The sequence below is a fragment of the Amycolatopsis viridis genome, from assembly GCF_011758765.1.
GTDB classification, from domain to species: Bacteria; Actinomycetota; Actinomycetes; order Mycobacteriales; family Pseudonocardiaceae; genus Amycolatopsis_E; species Amycolatopsis_E viridis.
The window spans coordinates 5,591,980-5,613,831 of the sequence record NZ_JAANOU010000001.1 but is presented as its reverse complement, the minus strand read 5'-3'; the positions used below and the strand labels follow the sequence as shown (position 1 = coordinate 5,613,831).

Here is a 21,852-nt window from a genome sequence, read left to right as displayed (position 1 = left end):
CCCGCCCCGGCGGCGAGGTTGACCGCTGCACGTCACGATCTCGTTCCAGGGTCCGGTGCAGCTCGCCGCCGACGGCCTGCCTCGCCGCGGTGCCCCGAGTGGCCGCTTCGCCCTTCCGCCGGCGCGGATCGGGCACGATGGCCTCATGCGCTACGTCATCGTCGGAGCGGGTGCGGTCGGCTCGACCGTCGCCGCTCAGTTGCACCTCGCCGGAATTCCGGTCGTGCTCATCGCCCGCGGCGAGCACGGCGCCAGGATTCGCCAGGACGGGTTGCGGTACTTCCGGCCCTCGGGCGAACAGCTCGTGCGGGTGCCCGTCGCCGCGAGCGCGGACGAGGTCGAGCTCGCCGCGGACGACGTCCTGGTCGTGGCCACGAAGACCCAGAACACCGAGGAGGTCCTCCAGGCGTGGTCGTGGCGGCAGGCGGGTTCCGGCGTGGCCGCCGACCTGCCGGTCGTGATGCTGCAGAACGGGCTGGAGAACGAGCGCGCAGCGCTGCGCCGGTTCGCCACCGTGTTCGGCGCGTCGCTGTGGATGCCGACGTCCTACGTCGAGCCGGGCGAGGTGTGCGCCCAGGGCGCAGAGCGGCCGGGCATCCTCTGGCTGGGGCGATTCCCGTCCGGCGACGACCCGCGGCTCGCGGCGATCGCCACCGACCTGCGCGCCGCGGACTTCGGCGTGCAGATCGTGCCGGACCTGCTGCGCTGGAAGGCGGGCAAGCTGCTCGCCAACCTCGGCAACGCGGTCGACGCTCTGTTCGGCCGCGACGAGCGCACCGCGCCGCTCGGCAAGGAACTCCGCAACGAGGGCCGCCGCGTGCTCGCCGCGGCCGGGATCGATCCGGTCGATCTTCGCGAAGCATCCGAAATAGACACCTCCGTCGCTGATCCTGCGCCGATTCCCGGCCGTCCCCGGGTCGGCAGCTCGACCAGGCAGAGCCTGGCCCGCGGCGCCGGTTCCGTGGAGGGCGATTTCCTCAACGGCGAAATCGTGCTGCTCGGGCGGCTGCACGGGGTGCCGACCCCGCTCAACGCCGCGTTGCAGCGACGTCTCGCGCTGGCTGCCGCCCGCGGCGAAGCTCCTGGCTCGGCCGACCTCGCCGAGATCGACCTGCCCCGGCCGCCGGTGCTCGTCAGCGCGGACGAACTCCAGCGGCAGCTCGACTCGGCGGCGCCACCCGTCCTGCTGGACGTCCGCTGGGCGCTCGGGGATCCGAACGGGCACCGTCACTACCTCGACGGTCACCTCCCCGGTGCGGTGTACGTGGATCTCGACACCGAGCTCGCCGGGCCGCCGTCGCCCGCCGACGGACGACACCCCCTGCCGGACATCGAGGCCCTCCAGGCCGCGGCCCGCCGCTGGGGCATCCGCGAAGACTCGTCCGTCGTCGCCTACGACAACAGCGGGAACCTCGCCGCCGCCCGCGCCTGGTGGCTCCTCCGGTGGGCCGGAGTCGCGGACGTCCGGCTCCTCGATGGCGGGCTCGCCGCGTGGGGCGACCGGCCGCTGGAGACCGGCTTCGGTCACCCGCCCGAGGCGGGTGACGTCGTGCTCAAACCCGGTCACCTGCCCGTTCTCTCCATCGACGAGGCCGCCGCGCTGCCTGCGCGGGGCACGTTGCTCGACGCGCGGGCGGGCGAACGCTACCGCGGCGAACAGGAGCCGGTCGACCCGCGGGCCGGTCACATCCCGGGTGCTGTCAGCGCTCCGACCGGGGACAACCTCGCCGCCGACGGCCGTTTCCGGTCACCTGCCGAACTGGGCGCCCGCTTCCGCGGACTCGGCGCCGCCGATGGCCCGGTCGCCGTGTACTGCGGCTCGGGCGTAACCGCAGCCCACGAGATCGCGGCACTGGCCGTCGCGGGGATCGACGCCGCGCTGTACCCCGGTTCGTGGTCCCAGTGGTCGAACCAGACCGATCGTCCCGCGGCGACCGGGCCGAACCCCTAGCCCGAGGCGTCTGCGTGCTGCTCCGGCTGGTCGCGTCGTGCCGCCGGCGCCAGCCTGAGCAGCGCGTACGCCGTACCGGACACCACCAGACCGACGTAGTACGCCAGATCGGCGCCATGGGCGGCGGCGGCCACCGGCCCCGTGAACACGCTCGTGTTCATGAACGGCACGACCGACGCGCACCCGAGCAGGAACGCGACCAGGGCCAGCCACCCCGGCTGCGTTGCAGCCGCTTCGGTCAGCACGTCGAACCGCCGTCCCCGCCGCGTCCGGCTCCACCAGTCCAGGACGACGACCCCGACGAACGGCGGGATCCAGTAACCGATCACCAGCAGCACGTCCTCGAACTTGGACGCCAGGTCGCCGCCGTGCATCCACATGATCAGCGCGAACGCGATCACGGTCACCACGACGGCCGACACCGGTCGCCGCAGCCGTACGCCGATCGTCTGCAGCGCGAGCGAGCCGCTGTAGTCGTTCATCGCGTTCGACGAAATCGCGGTCAGTGCGATCACAACCAGTGCGATCGTGCCCAGTACCCCGCCACCGAGCAGGGTGCTGATCCCTTCCGTGGTCTGGCTGCTGATCGTTGCCCCGGCCGCGAGCCCGATCGCCTCACCCCACCCGAAGGACAGGGTGAGTCCGAGCAGCGTGTACACGAACGCCTGCGGCCGGGACGTCGTCGGCGGCAAGTACCGGCTGAAGTCCGACGCGTAGCTCGCCCACGAGATCGACAGGCTCAAGGCGATGGTGCTGAACAGGACGAACGCTCCGGCGAGGTCCCCGCCGGACACCGAGTCGGACGTCACGACCGGATGCCCACCGAGCAGCTTCACCGTCAGGACCACGAAGAACACCGCGGTCACCGCCGTCATCACGGCCTGCACCCGGTGGATCACCTCGTACCCGAGGACGCCCACGGCACACTGCAGCAGCAGGATGATCGCCACCGCAAGCCAGAACGGCATGCCGCTCAGCTGGGCGAGCGCCTCGCCGCCGAACAGCCCGACGAGCGCGTCCCACGCGATCGAGTTGAACCACTGAACCAGGCCGGGTAGCGCCACGGTCCGGCGGAACGGCAACCTCGCCATCGGCAGCTGCGCCGTCCCGGTCACCGGTCCCCACGTCGCGAGGTAGGCGACCGGCACGGCCCCGATGACCGTGCCCAGCAGCAACGCCACCAGTCCGGTTCCGAACCCGAGCCCGAGCGCGCCGCCGAGGGCGCCCGAGAACACGGCGGTCATCGTGAGGTTGGGGGCGAAGAACACCGTGAGCAGGCGCACCGGCCGTCCGAACCGGTTCCCGGCCGGCACCGGCATGATCCCGTGGGATTCGAGCACGAGATCGCCGGACCTGGTCGGCATCCGCCCGCCGAACACCTCCGCGGTCAACCCTGTCCTGTCCATACGCTTCACGGTCTCACAGCACGGTCAGTCACCACCCCTTCCTGGTAGTTGTAGACGTATGCGCCTGCGTCCGAGCACCTCGCACTGGGGAGCCTTCTCCGCGGCCCTGGATGAGGACGGGAATCTCGAGGTCGTCCCGCACCCCGCCGACCCCGCACCCTCACCGTTGCTCGGCAACCTCCCCAGCGCCCTGACCGATCCCACCCGGGTCGCGGCGCCCGCTATCAGGCGCGGCTGGCTGGAGCGTGGCCCTGGGCCCGACCCCAGGCGCGGGGACGACGAGTTCGTCGAGGTCGGCTGGGACCAGGCCCTCGACCTCCTCGCGGCCGAGCTCCTGCGGGTGCGAACCGAACACGGCAACGAGGCGATCTACGGCGGTTCCTACGGCTGGTCGAGCGCAGGGCGGTTCCACCACGCCCAGAGCCAGCTCCACCGCTTCCTCAACGCCTTCGGTGGTTTTACCTCCTCTCGCAACACCTACAGCACGGGCACCAGCGCGGTGGTGCTCCCGCACATCGTCGGCAACGCCGGCGACGTCCTGCGCAACGGCTCCAGCTGGCCGACGATCGTGGCGAACACAGAGCTCCTCGTGGCCTTCGGCGGCGTCCCCGAGAAGAACGTGTTCGTCACCCCCGGTGGGGTCACCCGGCACCACACCCCGGGTTTCCTCGCCCAGCTGGCCGAGCGGAACGTCGAGGTCGCCCTCGTCAGTCCGCTCCGCGCGGACCTCCCCGGGCAGCTTGATGCACGGTGGTACCCCATCCGCCCCGCGACCGACACCGCACTCATGCTCGCGCTCGCCCACACACTCGTCACGGAAGGGCTGCACGACCAGCACTTCCTAGACCGCTACTGCACAGGCTATGCACAGTTCGAGCGTTACCTCCTCGGATCCGACGACGGCGTGCCGAAGGATGCCGCCTGGGCCGGCGACCTGACCGGCATCCCTCCGGCGCACATCGTCGACCTCGCCCGCCGCATGGCGGGACGTCGCACCTTCATCACCGTCACCTGGAGCTTGCAACGCATCGAGCACGGCGAGCAGCCGGTGTGGGCAGCCATTGCCCTGGCCGCCATGCTCGGCCAGATCGGTTTGCCCGGTGGTGGCTTCGGGCACGGCTACGGCTCCATGGGTGACACCGGCGACATCGGCCCCGACTTCCGGGTGCCCCACCTGCCGCAGGGAACCAACCCCGTCAAGCAGTTCATTCCCGTCGCGAGGATCGCGGACATGCTCCTGAACCCGGGCATGCGCTACCAGTACGACGGCGCGGAACGCACGTACCCGGACATCCGTCTCGTCTACTGGGCCGGCGGCAATCCCTTCCACCACCACCAGGACCTCAACCGGCTGCGGAGGGCTTTCACCCGGCCGGACACCGTCGTCGTCCATGATCCCTTTTGGACTGCTTCCGCGCGTCACGCCGACATCGTCCTGCCCAGCACCACGGCGTTGGAACGGGAAGACTTCGGCGCCGGACGCCGCGACACCCACCTCGCAGCGATGCACCGGATCGCCGAACCGAGGAGGCGAGCCCGCGACGACTACACGATCCTGGCCGGCCTAGCCGCCCGCCTGGGCATCGAGGATGCGTTCACCGAAGGTCGGACGGCACGCGAGTGGCTTCACCACCTCTACGGGACGTGGCGGAACAACCTGGCGGACAAGGGCATTGAGGTACCGTCCTTTCCGGATTTCTGGGAGGCGGGTGGGTTCCAGCTGCCGAACGACGAGTCCGATCGAACGTTGTGGGCCGACTTCCGGGCGGACCCCGTGACGCATCGGCTCGCGACCCCGAGCGGAAAGATCGAAATCACTTCCGCGCGGGTGGCGTCGTTCGGGTACGACGACTGTCCCGGCCATCCGGTGTGGCTGGAGCCGGTCGAGTGGCTCGGGGGCGAGCGCGCCAGCCGCTTTCCGCTGGTCCTCATCGCGAACCAGCCCCATACGCGCCTGCACAGCCAGCTCGATGTCGGCGCGGTCAGCCAGGCGGCGAAGGTCGCCGGCCGTGAGGCGGTTCGGCTGCACCCCGGGGACGCTGCACGTCGAGACATCGGCGAGGGAGACCTGGTGCGGGTCTTCAACGACCGTGGCGCGTGCCTGGCGGGAGCCGTGCTCACCACGGATCTTCGGCCCGGCGTGGTGCAACTGCCGACCGGCGCCTGGTTCGATCCCCGCGGGTCGCTGTGCGTCCACGGCAACCCCAACGTGCTGACGGCCGATCTGCCGTCGTCGCGGCTGTCCCAAGGATGCACGGGGCAGCATGTGCTGGTCGAAATCGAGCGGTTCACGGGCGAGCCACCGGGCATTTCGGTGAAGCGGCCACCGGTCATCTCGCGTGCTCGCGAGATGTAGTGATTCGTCGTGCGTGGAAGATGCTTCACGGTCACTCCTCGGCGCGTTTTTCGTTGCGGGACAAGGGATATTTGACACTGGATCCGTGGCGCCATGGACGACAGTACAGCACGAATCGAAAGCGCGTTCTAGTCCGATCGATCAATTTTCCGGAAATATCTTCCTTTTGGTAGATGGCGTGCGCGTGCCCCTTCATGCATTCTCGGTTCGTACCGACATCGAGAAGGGAAGGGTCGATGAACACGACCACGGGCATCGTCCGGCGCGGCAAGATCGACATGGGCTGGCCGGTTCCGGTTCTCGGCGCGCTGTGTGCCGTTCTGTTTGCGATGCCGGTGGCCCCGGCGCCCGAGACCGTGTCCGCGCTGTCCGTTCTCCTTGCGGCTATGGGAACGGCGCTGTACCGCCATCGGCCACCCCTGGTCGTCATGGCCACCTCCCTTGCGGCTTCCGCCATCTCGATCCTGGTTACCGTCGCGTGCGGCGGGCGCGCCGAAGAGAGCGCGGCCGCGTGGCTGTTGCTGGAGACCGTGTTCCTGTCGTGCCTCCTCGTCCAATCGGTACGGCGGCTTCGGACTGCACTCGTGCTGCCCGCTGCCGGAGTGCTGGTGGGCGCGGTGGCGTTGGCGCCGCTGAGACTTGGGGCAGTGGCTCGTGCGTCTCCGGCGGCGGCTTCCGTTCTCGCGTGGTGTTTTGGCTGCGGTCTGCTGGCCGCGTGTGCCGTCGCGACCGGTCTTTATCTGCGATCACTCGACGAAGCGCGTGAGGAGTCGGCCCGGGCGGCAAGACGGGAGCAAAGCTTGCAACTCGCCCGGGAGTTGCACGACTGGCTCGGCCATGAGGTGACGGGCTTGGTGCTGGAAGCGCAGGCCGCGCGGCTCGCGGATCGGCCGGCCGGAGAGGTGGAGCATTCCTTGCAGCGGATCGAAGAGGCCGGAGTGCGCGTTCTCGACTGCGTTGACAAGGCGCTGTGCCGGCTGCGTACCGGAGGGGAGGTGGTCGGGACGACGGGTGGTGAGCGATCCACGGGCATCGCGGACCTTCCGGCTCTGGTAAGGCGATTCGAGGGCCTCGGGTCGATCGGCGTCGTGCTGAACCTGGACGACCAGGCGCGGGACGTCAGCCCCGATGTGGCGGGCACCGTCTATCGCGTCGTGCTGGAAGCGTTGACCAATGTCCGGCGTCACGCCCCCGCAGCGCGAGAGGTGTCGGTGGAGGTCCGTCGAAACGCAGGTCACCTGATCGTCCGGGTGGTGAACGATGGCGTGCGGCGGCAGGGGTTGCTCAAGCGCGGGCGTGCTGGTGGCAGTGGATTGACCGCCCTGATGCAACGGGTCGCTGCCCTAGGTGGGACGTCCTGGGCTGGGCCGGTGGGATCGGCCGGGTGGGCGATCCACGTGGTCGTTCCGGCCGCCGCATGACAGCCGTCCGGATCCTCGTCGCGGACGATCAGGAAGTGGTTCGGCGGAACCTGCGGCGCATCCTGGAAGCTGAAGCTGACTTCGAAGTGGTCGGTGAGGTCGCGGATGGCGAGTCGGCGGTGCAGCAGGCCCGCACGCTGAAGCCGGACGTGGTGCTGGTGGATGTCCGGATGCCGCGACGGGACGGGTTGGCCGTCACCCGTGCGCTCGCCGGACCCGAGGTGGCAGAACCGATGAAAGTCGTGGTGATCACCACCTTTGATCTTGACAAGTATGCGTATGCGGCCCTGGAGAACGGTGCCTGCGGGTTCCTGCTCAAAACGTCAGGGCCGCGGCTCCTGGTCGAAGGTGTTCGCGCTGCGGTGTCCGGCGACACCTTGGTCAGCCCGCAGATGACCCTGCGCCTGATCCGGTTGTCCGGGCGAGCGCCATACCGGGGCCGCCGTTGGACAGCGTTATCGGGACGTGAACGGGACATCGTCCGCCTCGTCGCCCAGGCGAAGACCAACCCGGAGATCGCGCAGTCGCTCGGAATCACGGCGGGGACGGTGAAAACGCATTTGAGGAGCATCCAGCGGAAGCTGGACCTGCGTAATCGGGTCGCGATCGCCGCGTGGGCGTGGGAAACCTGCGAGGAGAGTGAGGTGAGAAGTCGAGAAGTAACAACAAGTCGAGTGTTCGAGGCGGAACGATGATCACCCAGCGCACGATCCGCTGCTTGATCATCACCCGATGGAGTTGTCTTTTTCCATGATCGGGGAAAGAGAGAGTCTGTCGGCATCTGAGAAGTCATCGCGCTGGTAGCTTTTGGCTCAGCCGCAGCCGACTCTGAGGGGGGTCGAGTGACGTCAGGCGAGAGCGGCGAAAGTACTGGGGAAGGGCCACGCCATGCCGATGGAGAGTGTTGATGGCGCGCACAGTTCTGCGTGACAGGTCGAACGACCTCGTGCGGAGCGTGCAGCTGGCAGACCGCACGGGCATCATCGCCGCCAGCGCGCCGAAGCCGGTCGAGCGGTCCCGGGACTGCCATCCGACGGTCGTCGATCTGCCAGCGGTGCCCGGTCAGCTCGAGCTCGCGTTTCCGTGGCAGACGGTCGAGAAGGCGCGGGCGCGCGAGGAGCGTAGGTTGCTCCGCCGGGGCCGGCGCAATCTGATCGTGGCTGCTGCCGCCGTCGTGCTGATGGGCGTCGGCTGGGTGGGTGGTGACACGTTCGGCTTCGCCGACGACCCGGACCCGATGCCGGCGGTCGCAGCAGGGGCCGTGCCGGAAGATCGGCCGGCCGAGCCGGTACAGCCGGCTCCCAGCGCGAGCTCTGCTCCGCAGCTGCCGACGTCGACCACCCGGCCGACGACGGTGCCGCCGTCGACGACGGGGACGACCCCGCGGGCACAGAAGAGGGTCGCCCCCACCACGACGTCGAGCTCCGACCGGCCGGAACCGCGGGTCGATCCGGTCGAGGAAACCACCACTCCGCACGACAAACGGATCCCGCAGACGCTCGACGATCAGATCAAGCACTTGTTCGACGTGTGGACGCGGGCCGGGTCGAGTGGCGACCGGCAACTGGACCGGACGCTGAGGTCTTTCGGTCCGTTCGGGCGCTGAGGTACCGCCCAGGTGTTACCAAACGCACCGGCGAGGTAGCTGAACGCAATCAAGCGCACCATGACCAACGACGGGGTGGGCCTGACGTTCCCGCGTCTCCAGGCTGTATCCCACGAGCCGCTGGCCGGCAACGTCGCGCGTGGCTTCAGGCAGGCTCCAGGCCCGGCTCGGGCCGAGCCTGGTGGACCGCGGCTGGCGCTTGGCTCATGGTGGATCAGCGGCGTACTGATCGCGCCACATGCGCCCGGCGCGCCCCGGATTCGTGACGGCACAGTACGGCCGAGCGCCGCTGGTGCTCGGGTGCGTCCCGCCGGGGCTTTGGCCGGTACCGGGCGGACACCTGGTGGTAGCTGCCGGGCGCCGATCGGGCCGGATGTGCCCGGGGAACTCGTGATTCGCGTGCGGCGCTCTGGCCGGTACCGAACGGGCACCCGGTAGTGGATGCGAGGCCGCGATCGGACGGGGTCCTGGGCGGTCAGGGTGAGCGCCCGATGCGTCGGTCTTTGGTTCCATCCGGCGATGGTTCGCGTGCCATCCGGTGCCGCGCATCGTGCGATGCCGGACCAGCGCTCGAGCAGTTACGACGTCGCGCGCACGTGACCTGCCGGACCAGCGCTCCGGGGTGGCGCGCCGGGCCGAGACCCGACGCGAGGTGCCGGAGTAGTGCTTGAACGTGGTCTGCCGGACCAGCGCTCGGGTGTGGCGCGGCAGGCTGAGGCCCGAGGCGACGTCCGGAGTAGTGCTTGAGCATGGGCTGCCGGACCAGCGCTCCGGGGTGGCGCGCCGGACCGGGGCCCGAGGCGACGTGCCGGACTGGTGCCTGAGCAGGCCTGCCGAGCCGGCGCTCGGTGTGGCTTGCCGTACCGACGCCTGAGGGCGACGTGCGGACTGGTGTGTGGGAGTGGTGTGCCGGACCGGTGCTCGGGTGCAGATGTACCGGGACCAGCGCTCGGGGGTGGCGTGCCGGACCGAGGCTCAAGGGCGACGTGCTGAACCAGCGAGCGAGCGTGACGTCCCGGCCGGCGCGCCGGTGGAGCGGCGGCCGGGTCAGACGTTGGTGATCTCGTCGATGAAGGCGTCGACGTCGAAGTAGTCGCTCTCCGCGCCCACCGGGACGAGCTCGGTGGCGGCGTCCAGGAAGCGCTCCACGTCCTCGCGCTCGACTTCCACCAAGGCGTAGCCGTCGGGGGACTCGATCTCGAGGATCAGGATGCCCTCGTCCGCCGAGAGGTCCGGACGCACGCGCACATCTCCGATACCGGAGCGCTCACGCAGCCCCGTGACGAGCAACTCCCGCGCGAACGTCCACTCCACCCAGTGGCCGTGCTCCGTGCGGAACGCGATGTTGACGGCAAACGGCTCGCTCGCCACGTACGACAGTCGAGACAGGACTGGAGCACTGGAGCCGTTGAGCGACACGAACTGGCTCTGGGTGACGGTATCGGTGTTCACGTGCCACCTCTCGCGGTCGGGGTTCGCGCTCCGGCGCGAACGGGTCGGACAGCGATGAGATGTGAGCGGCGACGGAAAATGATGCCTGCCCGGCGACTTTCACGCGATCGGCTGCAATACCCCCGGAACCTGTAACACGTGCGCACCACCCGATCAGCCGCCGTTCAGGGGAACACTGAGGCCCACCTTGACGCGTTCCATGGCGACGCTGGTGGTGAAGTGCCGCACCTCACCGTTGTCGAAGAACATGCGGCGCGTGAACGCCTCGAACTCACCCATGTCCCGGCACTGCACGACCAGGATGAAGTCCGCCGACCCCGTAACGTAGTAGCACTGTTGCACAGCGGAGTCAGCGATCGCCTGCTTCCGGAACGCGTCCAGCACCTCCCGCTGCTCGCGCTCCATCTCCACCATCACGATGAAGGTCATAGCCACCCCGACCGCCGACGGCTCGATCACCGCCACCTCGCGGGAGATCACCCCGGCCTGCCGCAGCCGCTTGATCCGGCGCTGAACCGCGGCAGCCGAGAGGCCCACCTCGGCGCCGATCGCCTCCGCGATCGTGCGCGAGTCGTCCTGCAAGCGGCTCAGAATCTGGTAGTCGAGTTTGTCCAGGTCAGGGGCGGGCACCACCGCATCGTAACCAACCGTTGCCGTGCGACGCGGCTCACGCGACCGGCACGAAGCGGATGTCCCGGGCGTCTTCGCCGGCAGCGAAACGCACCAGTCGCGCCCCCGCGCTCTCCAGCGCCTCCCGGTCCTTTGTGGAGATCCGCCGGAACGGCTCGATCTCCAGCCTCGCCGCGCCGGGAGAACGGTGGATGCGCCACACGCCGCCCACCATCCCGTCGACCAGGACCGTCCCGGGAAGCACCCCGTTCGGGGCGTGGAAGACCCGCTTGCGCGCATCCTCCGACAGCACCCGGCTCCGGTCGGCGTGCCCGAGCAGCAGGTTGTCGAACTCCGCGATGAACCGCGGCGGCGCCGGGGTCGCCGGATCCGGGCGCGGTGCCTCCGGCAGGTCGAACACCTCCCGGCCCTGCTCGGTCCGGAAGACACGCAGCCGGGGACGCAACCGCTCCACCACCTCGCCCAACCGGGTCAGCCCACTCCACGCCTGCACATCCGCGACACTCGCCGGCCCGAACGCCGCCAGGTAACGCACCACCAGATCGTCCAGCGACGCGGTCCGGTCCAGCGCCCGGCCCAGCCAGTCCTCCGCCGTGGTCAGCGCCGTCCGCCCGCTGCGCCCCCACACCGCCCGCGGCGGGACCTGGACCAGCGGCAGCAGGCCGCGGGCCGCGTGCGCGAGCGCCGCCGGTGGCGTGTCCGGCCAGTGCACCGCGAGCGCCTTGCCCAGCGCCGACGGGGTCAGCGGCTCCCCGGCCAGCACAGCACGCGCCCGCTGCGCGACCGCCTGGAGGTCGAGCGGGGCCAGCGCCTTCGCATAGCTGGCGTTCGTGGCCACATCCCGGTCGAACAGCCGCTGCACACACGGCCGCAACCACAGGCAGTCCTCCGCCGTCACCAGGTGCACCGTCCCCCGCATCACGGCGATCCGGACCACCTGCCGGTCCAGCAGGAGCCGGCCGAGCTGCTCCGGCCGGAAACCGTGCAACCGCGACCACAACCCGTAATACGGTGGCCACGGGGCCTGCGCCTGCAACCCGCACAGGTGGCGGACGGCCTCGAGTGGCGTGACCTTCGACCGGCGCAGCAGCAGTTGACGAGCGAGAAGAGCCCGGTTCAAGGCCCGCGGGCTCAGTGTCTCCGGCATGGGCGAACCCTAGAACGTACCGGTGACAGTTCTGGTCCGCGTAGTCCTTCCGTGCCCCAATTATGTGACCTGGAACACAACTGACCGGTCTACCCAGGGGTAGCCCCTACAAGTGTTCCATGCATGAAGGACACCACGCGGTCCTTGCCGGCCTGGGAGCCTGGCTGCCGCCGCGGGTGGTGGACAACGACGACCTCGCCCGGCATCTCGACACCTCCGACGAGTGGATCCGCACCCGGACCGGCATCCGGGAACGCCGCATCGCCGACCCTGACACGTCCACTGTGGACATGGCTGTCGCCGCCGGCCGCAACGCCTTGCGCAGCGCCGATTCCGAGCTGGTCGACGCGGTCGTGCTCGCGACCGCCACACCCGACCAGCTCTGCCCGGCCAGCGCTCCGCAGGTCGCCTCGGCGCTGGGGCTCAGCGGCGTCGCCGCGTTCGACGTCAACGCGGTCTGCAGCGGCTTCATCTACGCCCTGGCCACTGCGGCTGGCCTGATCTCCGGCGGGATGGCCGGCCGGGTGCTCGTCGTCGGCGCGGACGCTTTCAGCCGCTATTGCCGTCCGGACGACCGCACCACGGTCCCGATCTTCGGCGACGGTGCCGGCGCCGTGGTCCTGCGTGCCGGGACCGCCGGCGAGCCGGGCGCACTGGGGCCGTTCGACCTGCACAGCGAAGGGGAGCACGCCGACCTGCTGATCGTTCCCGCCGGGGGCGCCAAACAGCGCCGGTCCGACGATCCCGACGACCACTACCTGACGATGCAGGGCACCGCGGTGTTCCGGCACGCCTGCGCCCGCATGGCCGAGTCCGCGCGTGCCGTACTGGACCGGTCCGGGCTCGCTGTCGCGGACGTGGACCGGTTCGTCGGGCACCAGGCCAACATCCGCATCCTGCAGGCCACCGCGAAGCAGCTCGGGATGGCCGGCGACCGGGTGGTGGCCAACATCGAGCGGGTCGGCAACACGAGCGCGGCGTCGATTCCGCTCGCGCTGGCCGACGCGTGCCACGACGGCCACCTCGAGCCCGGGCACCGCGTCCTGCTGACGGCGTTCGGCGCCGGGCTCACCTGGGGCTCCACGCTCCTGACCTGGCCCGACGTCAAGCCGGGCGGGGACGCCTAGTTCGTCCAGGTCTCCGTGGGCGTGTCCCGGCCGCGGAGCTGGATCGCCTCGTGCCGGGACCACTGCGCCTGCTCGCCCGGTGACGCCTGCGACCGGATCGTGTCGCTGGCGAGGATGCGGCCGGACACGTGTTTCGCGTGCTCGGTCAGCCGCGCGGCTTCGTTCACCGCGTCGCCGATGACCGTGTACTCCAGGCGGCTGCGGCTGCCGAGCTGCCCGGCGAACACCGGACCCCAGGCGACGCCGATGCCGAGGTCCAGCTCGCCCTCCTCGCACACGGCGTCCCGGATGGCGCGCGCCGCGGACAGCGCGGCGGTGGCCGGGTCCGCCAACCGGGTCGGCGCGCCGAACACGCACAACGCGGCGTCGCCCTGGAACTTGTTCACCAGCCCGCCCCGCGCGTCGACCGCCGACACCACGCTGTCGAACAACCGGTTGAGCTTGCGGACGATCTCCTCGGGCGGCAGCCGGTAGGCCAGGGCGGTGGAATCGACGACGTCGACGAACAACGCCGCGACCTCCCGCACGTCGCCGCTCAGGGACACGCCGTGTTCGAGCGCGTGCCGGGCGACGTCCATGCCGACGTGCCGCCCGAACAGGTCCCGCAACCGGTCCTGTTCCCGCAGCCCCGCGACCATGGTGTTCACCGACACCTGGAGCGAGCCGATCTCGCTCGCGTCGTCGACCCGGACGGTGACGTCCTTGCGCCCGCGTGTGATGAGCCCGACGGCCATCCGCAACCGGTGCAGCGGAGCGGCGACCGCCCGGGCCAGGAGCGCCGTGCCGATCGCGCCGGAGAGCAGGCCGACGATCGAGAGCATGATCAGGCTCGCGGTCTGGTCGGCCTTGCCGATGTTCGGAGGCGCGGCGACGATCAGCACACCGAGCAGCGGGACACCGCTCGCCACCGCCCAGGTGATCACGAGCCGGGACAGGACGCTCACCGACACCGCGTTCCGCGGCGGGCTCACCTCGAGCGCGAGGATCAGGATCGGGCGCGCGACCCATTCCGCGGCCAGGTACATCAGTCCGACGGTGAGCAGTCCGCCGAGCCCGACGGCGAGCGTCACCCCCACGGTGTCCAGGACGGACCCGAGGAGGCTGGTGAGCGAGCCCAGGATGATCGTGCCGCCGAGCCACAGGCTGCCGCTGACCAGCGCGAGGTCACGGGGCAGCCGCAGCGCGCGGCGTGCTTCCGGCGGCGTGGGGCGGCGGCTCTGGACGAACCACACCGCGGTACGGCGGTGCAGGATCGCCGACCACGCCGAGCCGACGAGCACCGAGAGCAGCACGTACGCGCCCGCACAGCTGAGCAGGACCCAGTTGCGGTCACCCGTGTCCGCGGGGATGCCCTGGAGGAACAGCAACAGCCCGACGGCCGCCGCGCCGCAGACACTCGACCCGACGCCGAGTGTCACGAACCCCAGCCCGGTGCGCAGCGCCACGCGGAACTTCGCGAGCTGGGCGAACTTCGGCACGGTGGTGATCGTATTGCCCCCGCGGCGGGGTGGGCGTTGCCGCCGGGCCGGCAGTGGTTGCTGGAACGGCCCGCCGACGCTGTCAGGAGGCGCGTTTGCGGGACCGGCCCGGGCGGGCGTCCCGGACGGCTTTTTCCAGCTCGGCGCGGTTGAGTTTGGACCGGCCCTTGATGTCGAGCTCCCGGGCCAGCCGGTCCAGCTCGGCCTTGCTCAGCGACGACAGGTCGGGCTCGGCGGGCTTCCGGGAACTCCGCTTACCCGAACCCGTGCCCGGCTCCGAACGCTTGCTCGATCCGGTGTTCTTGCGCGACTCCGCGGACGACCGGGACGAACCAGCGGAACCCTTCCGGCGCTCGACGCTGCGGGACAGCGCTTCGAACAGGTCGACCACCTTCGTCGGCTCCGACGGCGGCTCCTCGACGCTCACCGTGCGCCCGGCCTTCTTGTCGTCGATCAGCTTGAGCACCCGCTCGTTGTACTGGTCGTGGTAGTCGTCCGGGCGCCAGTCGTCGGCCATCGAGTCCACCAGCGCGATCGCCATCTCGAGTTCGCGCCCGCGCGGGGAAGCCTTTTCCGGCAGCTTCGTCAACTCCTTCGCCGGGTCCCGCACGTCCTCGGCGAACAGCAGCGTGTCCAGTACCAGCACACCGTTGCCCGCGCGGACCGCCGCGATGTGCTCCTTGCCGCGCATCACGAACCGCGCGATGCCGGCCTTGTTCGTCTCCGCCATCGCCTGCATCAGCAGCCCGTACGCGCGGCCGAACTCCTCCTTGGTCGGCGCGAGCCAGTAGCTCTTCTGGAAGTACAGCGGATCGATCTCGCCCAGGTCCACGAACGATTCGATGTCGATCGACCGCGATCGCCCTGGCGCGATCTGGTCCAGCTCCTCCTGCTCGACCAGCACGTAGTCGCCGTCGCCGAGGTCGTAGCCCTTCACGATGTCCTCGTAGGGCACCTCCTCGCCGGTCCGCTCGTTGACGCGCTTGTACCGGATCCGGTCCGACGTCCCCCGCTCGAACTGCCGGAAGTGCACCGTGTGGTCCTCGGTGGCCGAGTACAACTCGACCGGCACCGTCACCAGCCCGAAGTTGATCGCACCGCTCCAGATCGCCCGCACCATCACGCCTCCCGAGTCAGCCGGTCCAGTGCCTTCGCCGCCGAACCCGCCCGAACACCCAGATCCCGCCACGGATCGGCTTTGCGCGCCAGCCTTCGCGGCACCCGCCGCAGGTCGAACCCGTCCGGCGCGGCCCGGCCCAGCTCCGCCCAGTCCACCGGCGTGGCGACCGCCGCTCCGGGCCGGGCCCGCAGCGAGTACGGCGCCACGAACGTCTGGGCGTAGCCGTTGCGGTTGACGTCCAGGAAGATCCGGTCGCCGCGGTTGCTCTTGCGCTGCTGGGTGGTCAGTCGCGCCGGATCCTCGGCCGCCAGGAAATCCGCCACCTCGCGGGCGAAGGAGAGCACCACCTCGTGGTCGCTCGTGCGGTCCAGCGGCGCCACCACGTGGAACCCGCGCCCGCCGGTCGTCTGCACGAACGCCGTGAGCCCGAGCGAGCCGAGCACGTCCCGGGCGTGGCGTGCGACCCCGCGCAGCTCAGCGACTCCCACCCCCGCGGGCGGGTCCAGGTCGATCACCACCAGGTCCGGACGGCCGGGCTCGTCCACCGTCGAGGTCCAGACGTGGAACTCCAGCACCGCCTGGTTCGCCAGGTACACCAGCGTCGCGGCGTCGTCGCAGACCACGTGGTGCACCGAGCCGCCGTCGCGCGTGGGCACGGACTCGACCCGGATCCAGTCCGGGAACCAGTCCGGCGCCTCCTTCTGGAACCAGCCGTCGCCGCCGATGCCGTCCGGGAACCGGCGCAGCGTCAGGGGACGGCCCCGCAGGTGCGGCACCATCACGTCGGCCACGCGCCGGTAGTAGGCCACCACGTCGCCCTTGGTCACCGGCCCGTCCGGGTAGAACACCTTCCCGGGCCGGGACACCTCGATGTCCGCGGGGTTCACGGCTGCTCCCGGACGACCTCGGCAGCCGGTTTGTCGTCCCGCACACCGAGGAACCGGGGATGCCGCAGCTTGCCGTCGCCGGTCCACTCGGAGAACCGGACCTGCACGACCAGTTCCGGAGCGACCCAGCGCGGCCCGCGCTCGGGCACCCGCTCGCCGAACGGCGACCGCGGGCGCTCGAGCGCGGTGAGGCGCTCGATCAGTTCCCGCAGCGTGGTCTCGGTGTAGCCGGCGCCGACCTTGCCCGCGTACCGCAACCGGCCACGTTCGTGGTACCCGACGAGCAGCGCCCCGAAGCCGGTCCGCGCGCCACCCGGAGCGCTGAACCCACCGACGACGAACTCCTGCTCCTTGACGCGCTTGAACTTCAGCCACTCGGTCGTCCGCCCGGACCGGTACGGCGCGTCGGCACGCTTGGCGATCACGCCCTCCCAGCCGTGCGCACAGGCGTAGCCGAAGTACTCCTCGCCCGAGGTGTTGCGGTGGTTGGCGTACCGCAGCGGCCCGCCCCAGTCGAACGCCCTGCGCAACAGCTGCTTGCGCTGCCGCAGCGGCAGGCTCGTGGTGTCCTGGCCGTCGAAGGCCAGCAGGTCGAACAGGTACAGGTACACCGCGACCCCGGTGGCCTCGATGCGCCGCCGGTCGGTGAGGTGGATGCGCTGCTGCAGCCGCGCGAAGCTGGTCTGGTTGCCGTCGAACGCGACGATCTCACCGTCGGCGACGAAGGAGGAGGCGCCGCGATCCGCGAGCGCCTCCCCGAGCTCCGGGTAACCGGAACTGATGTCGTTGTGGTTGCGCGACCACAGCACCGGGTCGCTCCCGTCCCGTGCGCAGATCGCGCGGACCCCGTCGAGCTTGCGCTCGAACAGCCAGTTCTCTCGGGAGAACGGCTGCTGGGTCAGCGTCGCCAGCATCGGCGCGCGCCACCCGGGATCTGCCATAATCGGCGGTTACCCTGCGAAGCGGTGGGCAAAACCGCAGGTCAGAGCTCGCCGTCCGACTCGGTGAGGCCATCGCGCAACCGTTGCAGGGTGCGCGCGAGCAGCCGGGACACGTGCATCTGCGACACGCCGATCCGCTCCGCGATCTGGGTCTGGGTCATGTTGTGCACGAACCGCAGGCCGAGGATCTTGCGTTCCCGTTCGGGCAGGTCCTGGATCAGCGGCAGCAGCGCCTCGTGGTTCTCCACACCCGCCAGGCCCGCGTCCTCCTCGCCCAGCGTGTCGCCGAGCGCGAGGTTCTCGGTGTCCCCGGACAGCACCTCGTCCAGCGACATCGAGTGGTAGGCGTTGCCCGCCTCCAGCCCCTCGTAGACCTCGTCCTGGCTGACGCCGAGGTGCGCGGCGATCTCGCTCGGCGTGGGCGCGCGGCCCAGCCGCTGCGCGAGCTCGGTGCTCGCGCTGGAGATCGACAGGTGCAGCTCCTTGAGCCGGCGCGGCACCCGCACCAGCCAGCCGGTGTCCCGGAAGTGCCGGCGCACTTCGCCCATCACGGTGGGCACGGCGAAGGACAGGAAGTCCGATCCGCGGCTGGGGTCGAACCGGTCCACCGCGTTGATCAGCCCGACCGTGGCGACCTGGACCAGGTCCTCCTTCGCCACCCCGCGCCCGGAGAACCGTTGCGCGATGTGCTCGGCCAGGGGCAGGTGGCCCGTGACGAGCTCGTCGCGCAGCTCGGCGCGCCGGGGATCGTCGGCCGGCAGGCCCGCCAGCTCGTCGAACAGCGGGGTGAGGTGCCCGTATTCGTTCGACGATGTGGGTTGTGTCTGCTCGGTCCGGGAACCGGTCACGCGCCTGCCCCTGGGACGTCCACGACGACGCGTCGCTTGGCGAGTTCGATGTCCACCTGGTGGCCTTGGCCGTTCGATTTCACGTGCGTGTCGACGGAGTCCGTGAGCGTGCTCAGGACCCGCCAGCCGAACGACTTGGTGCTCGGCGCGCTGTCGCTGCCGGACAGCACCGTGCCCTGGAAACGCAGTTCGTCGTCCTCGACCACGAAGCGGCAGCGCATGGTGGAATCCGGCAGTGCCCGGGTGATCAGGGTCGAGCACGCCTCGTCCACGGCGAGCCGCAGGTCCGCGATCGAGTCCAGGTCGAAGTCGGCCCGCGTGGCCAGCGTCGCCACCACCGACCGGACGATCGGCAGGTGCGCCAGGTCGGCACCGAGCCAGAGTTCGATTTCGTTCTGCGCGCGCAAGGACGGTGGCTCCCAGTCCGTCACGTTCACCTCACCGTCGTTCGAGTGTTGCTTCGGGACCATCATGCCTCGAACGAGGGAAGTTCGCTCGGTACGGTTACCGTCCGGAAGCTTTGTGTAGCTGCGTTGATAACTGTCTCCTCACCGGTGGCGCAGGATTGCGCCGAATCCTTCCACGAGCTCCTCGTGGACGTGCATCAGGTCCGCGTCCACGGCGACCGCCGCGGCCGGCACCGCCTCGTCGGCCCGGCACCGGTGGATCTCCGTCGCACCGTAGGCCCGCAGTTCCTCTTCGCCCAGCGCGATCTGCGCCGGGGTCGCTCCCGTGCACACCGTGTCCGCGCCGGGGTCGCCGACGAGCAGGGTCTCCACATTGGCCTCGCGCAGCGCGGCCGTCACCGCCTCGAGTCCTTGCACGGCAAGGCCGTCCGGCTGGTTCAGCGCGCCGCGGAAGCGCCGCACGACGTCGTCGGCGCGGCTGTGCCGGACGGCTTCGGCGAGTTCGTCGGCCACGTCGGAGTGCGTGGCCTCCCGGGCGATCGACTTCGCCGCCGCAGGCAGTTCCTCGATCACGGCCTTGCGGCCCTGCACCTCGCCCGCCACCACGATCAGCTGGGCCCGGGTGCGTTCGGCCAACCGGGCGATGGCGTGGGCGATCTCGGTCACGTTCTGGTGCCGGACCTCCTCGGTGCGGTGCTGCATGCGGTGGTGCGCCTCGCCACCGCCGCGGGTCTTGTGCACCGGGTGGTCCTGCCCGGTGAGCTCTTCGGCCACCGTTTGGTTCCCGTGTTCGTCGTAGGCGCGGATGTCGGCGCCCACCTGGTCGACCTGGCCGACCACGTGCGGCAGGGCCAGCTCGCCGTACCGCGCCAGCGGCAGCAGGTAGGGCAGGTCGGAGACACGGGCGATGGTCGTCGCGGGCGGGCTCGCGAGCTGCTCGTCGACCAGGACCTCCGCGCCGGCGGCCAGCAGCGCGCGCCCGCTCCGGCCGGTGGCGCGCGGACCGTCGAGGATCGCGGCCTCCAGCGCGCTCACGGCACCGTCCGGGGCGTGCTGCGCGGTCAGCGCGTCCTTGAGCTCGCGCCACTTCAGCTCCAGCTGCTTCTCGGCGTCCGCGGTGTCGTGCGAATCCTCGAAGTAGACGGACGTGAACGGGCCGGTGGCGGTCACGAGCGGGCGCAGCGTCGTCGTGTCCATGCCCGCTTCTTACCCGGCTGCACTCGCCCCGAAACGCCGGGGTTTCATGGGGGAATGCAGTGGTGGCAAGCGCTGGTCGTGTTCCTGGCCGGCCTGTGGGCGGGCACGATCAACGCGGTCGTCGGATCGGGCACGCTGGTCACGTTCCCGGTCCTCGTGGCGCTCGGTTATCCGCCGGTGACCGCGACGACGTCGAACGCCATCGGGCTCGCGCCCGGCACGATCAGCGGAGCCATCGGCTACCGGCGCGAGCTGACCGGGCAGCGCCGGCGGGTGATCCGGTACGCGATCCCGTCGGCGATCGGCGCGGTGTGCGGCACGGCGCTGCTGCTTTCCTTGCCGCCCAACACCTTCGAGACGATTGTGCCGGTACTGGTCGGGCTCGCCGTGGTGCTGGTCATCATCCAGCCCCGGGTGTCGGCGTGGGTGACCCGGCGGCGCGAGTCCGGGTCCGGCGGCCGGTCGCACGGCGCTCTCGTGCTGGTCCTGATCTTCCTCGTGGGCATCTACGGCGGGTACTTCACCGCGGCGCAGGGCGTCATGCTGATGGCGTTCATGGGCATGCTGCTCACCGATCCGCTGCAGCGGCTCAACGGCATCAAGAACGTGCTGGCTGCCGTGGTGAACGTCGTCGCCGGACTGGTCTACGCGTTCATCGCGCCGGTCAGCTGGCCGGTGATCGGGCTGCTCGCCGTCGGGTCCACGGTCGGCGGGCAGCTCGGCGCCACGATCGGGCGCCGGCTGCCCGCGCCGGTGCTGCGCGGCGTGATCGTCGTGGTCGGCATCGCCGCGATCGTGCAGCTGGTGCTCAACCGGTGAAGCTTCGCGCCGCCTGCAGGAACACGTCGTTCTCCTCGCGGGTGCTGATCGTCACCCGCACGCCGTCACCGGCGAACGCGCGCACCACGACCTTGTTCGCGAGCGCGTGCTCGGCGAAGTCGAGCGCCTTCTCGCGCAGCGGCAGCCACACGAAGTTGGCGTGCGTCTCGGGCACCTCGAAGCCGAGGGCGAGCAGTTCGTCCGCGACGCGCTGCCGCTCGGCGATGATCCCGGCGCAGCGTTCGCGCATCTCGCCCTCGGCGTCGAGCGAGGCCAGCGCGGCGACCTGCGCCAGCGAGTTCACGCTGAACGGGATGTAGACCCGGCGCACCACCTCGGCCAGCTCGGCCGGGCCGACCAGGTATCCGACGCGCAGCCCGGCCAGGCCGTACGCCTTGGAGAAGGTCCGCAGCACCACGACGTTGTCCCGCGTCCGGGCGAACTCCATGCCGTCCGGCACGTCCGGGTCGGTGACGAACTCGCGGTACGCCTCGTCCAGCGCCACGACCACGTGCGGCGGCACCTGGTCGAGGAACCGGACCAGGTCGGCCCGGCGAACCGCGGTACCGGACGGGTTGTTCGGGTTGCAGACGAACACCAGCTTCGTCCGGGGCGTGATGGCGGCGAGCATCGCGTCCAGGTCGTGGGTGTGCGCCGCGTCCAGGGGCACCTTGACCGACGTGGCGCCCGCGATCTGCGTCACGATCGGGTAGGCCTCGAACGAGCGCCACGCGAAGAGCACCTCGTCACCGGGCGCGCACAGGGCCTGCACGAGCTGCTGGCACAGCGCGACCGACCCGCAACCCACCGCGACGCGCTCCACCGGGAAGTCGTACTTGCGCGCCAGCCGGTCCGCCAGCGCGCTCACCCCCATGTCCGGGTAGCGGTGCACGTCCGCGGCGGCCTCGGCGATCGCGGACCGCACGCTCGGCAGCGGGCCGCCGGGGCACTCGTTGCTCGCGAGCTTGATCGCGCCCGGCACCGTCCGCCCGGCCACGTAGGCGGGCAACGAGCCGAGATCGGGGCGGGTGGGCACGGACATGACTGGCACTCCTTCGG

General features: G+C 70.4%; 19 protein-coding genes. 7 read left to right on the top strand and 12 right to left on the bottom strand.

The window, feature by feature from the left end; translation table 11 throughout:
* The first annotated feature begins 145 nt into the window (after window positions 1-145).
* Window positions 146-1,951 (top strand): rhodanese-like domain-containing protein, encoded by a 1,806-nt coding sequence (locus FHX46_RS29100; protein WP_167120810.1) that lies wholly within the window; start codon window positions 146-148, stop codon window positions 1,949-1,951.
* On the opposite strand, the gene FHX46_RS27875 is transcribed toward FHX46_RS29100, so the two are convergent.
* A complete protein-coding gene (locus tag FHX46_RS27875; protein ID WP_167120808.1) occupies window positions 1,948-3,357 on the bottom strand; it encodes a purine-cytosine permease family protein in 1,410 nt (469 codons plus the stop codon). The genes FHX46_RS29100 and FHX46_RS27875 overlap by 4 nt on opposite strands.
* Window positions 3,358-3,415: 58 nt before the next feature.
* Here FHX46_RS27875 and FHX46_RS27870 point away from each other — a divergent pair, with 58 nt between their 5' ends.
* The 4 genes from FHX46_RS27870 (at window position 3,416) to FHX46_RS27855 (ending at window position 8,740) form a co-directional block, all read left to right on the top strand.
* Window positions 3,416-5,713 (top strand): molybdopterin-dependent oxidoreductase, encoded by a 2,298-nt coding sequence (locus tag FHX46_RS27870; RefSeq protein ID WP_167120806.1) that lies wholly within the window; start codon window positions 3,416-3,418, stop codon window positions 5,711-5,713.
* A 236-nt stretch (window positions 5,714-5,949) separates the two neighbouring features.
* Window positions 5,950-7,134 carry a sensor histidine kinase gene (locus FHX46_RS27865; protein WP_167120804.1) on the top strand — a complete coding sequence of 395 codons (1,185 nt, stop codon included), beginning with the start codon at window positions 5,950-5,952 and terminating at the stop codon, window positions 7,132-7,134.
* Window positions 7,131-7,829: a response regulator gene (locus FHX46_RS27860; RefSeq protein ID WP_167121722.1), complete on the top strand. Its 699-nt coding sequence runs from the start codon at window positions 7,131-7,133 to the stop codon at window positions 7,827-7,829. The genes FHX46_RS27865 and FHX46_RS27860 overlap by 4 nt, the downstream gene beginning before the upstream one ends.
* Before the next feature lie 251 nt (window positions 7,830-8,080).
* Complete coding sequence (locus FHX46_RS27855; protein WP_167120802.1) at window positions 8,081-8,740, top strand: hypothetical protein; 660 nt, start codon at window positions 8,081-8,083, stop codon at window positions 8,738-8,740.
* 1,047 nt (window positions 8,741-9,787) lie between these two features.
* Here the strand turns inward: FHX46_RS27855 and FHX46_RS27850 are convergent.
* The 3 genes from FHX46_RS27850 to FHX46_RS27840 form a co-directional block, all read right to left on the bottom strand.
* A complete protein-coding gene (locus tag FHX46_RS27850) occupies window positions 9,788-10,192 on the bottom strand; it encodes an SsgA family sporulation/cell division regulator (protein ID WP_167120801.1) in 405 nt (134 codons plus the stop codon).
* A 153-nt stretch (window positions 10,193-10,345) separates the two neighbouring features.
* Entirely contained in the window at window positions 10,346-10,822 is a 477-nt protein-coding gene (locus FHX46_RS27845) for an Lrp/AsnC family transcriptional regulator (RefSeq protein WP_167120799.1), read from the bottom strand.
* A 37-nt stretch (window positions 10,823-10,859) separates the two neighbouring features.
* Window positions 10,860-11,969, bottom strand: coding sequence for a winged helix DNA-binding domain-containing protein (locus FHX46_RS27840; RefSeq protein ID WP_167120797.1), 1,110 nt, complete (start codon window positions 11,967-11,969; stop codon window positions 10,860-10,862).
* A gap of 119 nt (window positions 11,970-12,088) precedes the next feature.
* Here FHX46_RS27840 and FHX46_RS27835 point away from each other — a divergent pair, with 119 nt between their 5' ends.
* Window positions 12,089-13,096 (top strand): beta-ketoacyl-ACP synthase III, encoded by a 1,008-nt coding sequence (locus tag FHX46_RS27835; RefSeq protein ID WP_167120795.1) that lies wholly within the window; start codon window positions 12,089-12,091, stop codon window positions 13,094-13,096.
* Here the strand turns inward: FHX46_RS27835 and FHX46_RS27830 are convergent.
* The 7 genes from FHX46_RS27830 to FHX46_RS27800 all read right to left on the bottom strand — a co-directional run bounded on the left by FHX46_RS27830 (window position 13,093) and on the right by FHX46_RS27800 (window position 19,974).
* Complete coding sequence (locus tag FHX46_RS27830; protein WP_167120793.1) at window positions 13,093-14,574, bottom strand: adenylate/guanylate cyclase domain-containing protein; 1,482 nt, start codon at window positions 14,572-14,574, stop codon at window positions 13,093-13,095. The two genes, FHX46_RS27835 and FHX46_RS27830, sit on opposite strands and share 4 nt — an antisense overlap.
* Window positions 14,575-14,656: 82 nt before the next feature.
* Entirely contained in the window at window positions 14,657-15,694 is a 1,038-nt protein-coding gene (gene ku, locus FHX46_RS27825) for a non-homologous end joining protein Ku (RefSeq protein ID WP_167120791.1), read from the bottom strand.
* Window positions 15,694-16,581, bottom strand: a complete 888-nt coding sequence (gene ligD / locus FHX46_RS27820) for a non-homologous end-joining DNA ligase (protein WP_313886265.1) — start codon at window positions 16,579-16,581, stop codon at window positions 15,694-15,696. Before ligD (FHX46_RS27820) ends, ku begins: the two co-directional genes overlap by 1 nt.
* Window positions 16,578-17,522 carry a non-homologous end-joining DNA ligase gene (gene ligD, locus FHX46_RS27815; protein ID WP_167120789.1) on the bottom strand — a complete coding sequence of 315 codons (945 nt, stop codon included), beginning with the start codon at window positions 17,520-17,522 and terminating at the stop codon, window positions 16,578-16,580. The genes ligD (FHX46_RS27820) and ligD (FHX46_RS27815) overlap by 4 nt, the downstream gene beginning before the upstream one ends.
* A gap of 41 nt (window positions 17,523-17,563) precedes the next feature.
* Complete coding sequence (locus FHX46_RS27810; protein WP_167120787.1) at window positions 17,564-18,370, bottom strand: SigB/SigF/SigG family RNA polymerase sigma factor; 807 nt, start codon at window positions 18,368-18,370, stop codon at window positions 17,564-17,566.
* The gene (locus FHX46_RS27805) at window positions 18,367-18,801 is read right to left on the bottom strand and encodes an ATP-binding protein (protein ID WP_167120785.1); all 435 of its coding nucleotides are present in this window, start codon (window positions 18,799-18,801) and stop codon (window positions 18,367-18,369) included. The genes FHX46_RS27810 and FHX46_RS27805 overlap by 4 nt, the downstream gene beginning before the upstream one ends.
* A gap of 117 nt (window positions 18,802-18,918) precedes the next feature.
* Window positions 18,919-19,974, bottom strand: a complete 1,056-nt coding sequence (locus tag FHX46_RS27800; protein WP_167120783.1) for an Rv2629 family ribosome hibernation factor — start codon at window positions 19,972-19,974, stop codon at window positions 18,919-18,921.
* 54 nt (window positions 19,975-20,028) lie between these two features.
* Here FHX46_RS27800 and FHX46_RS27795 point away from each other — a divergent pair, with 54 nt between their 5' ends.
* Window positions 20,029-20,793, top strand: coding sequence for a sulfite exporter TauE/SafE family protein (locus tag FHX46_RS27795; RefSeq protein ID WP_167120782.1), 765 nt, complete (start codon window positions 20,029-20,031; stop codon window positions 20,791-20,793).
* Here the strand turns inward: FHX46_RS27795 and hisC are convergent.
* Entirely contained in the window at window positions 20,783-21,835 is a 1,053-nt protein-coding gene (gene hisC / locus FHX46_RS27790; RefSeq protein WP_167120780.1) for a histidinol-phosphate transaminase, read from the bottom strand. The genes FHX46_RS27795 and hisC overlap by 11 nt on opposite strands.
* Window positions 21,836-21,852 lie beyond the last annotated feature (17 nt).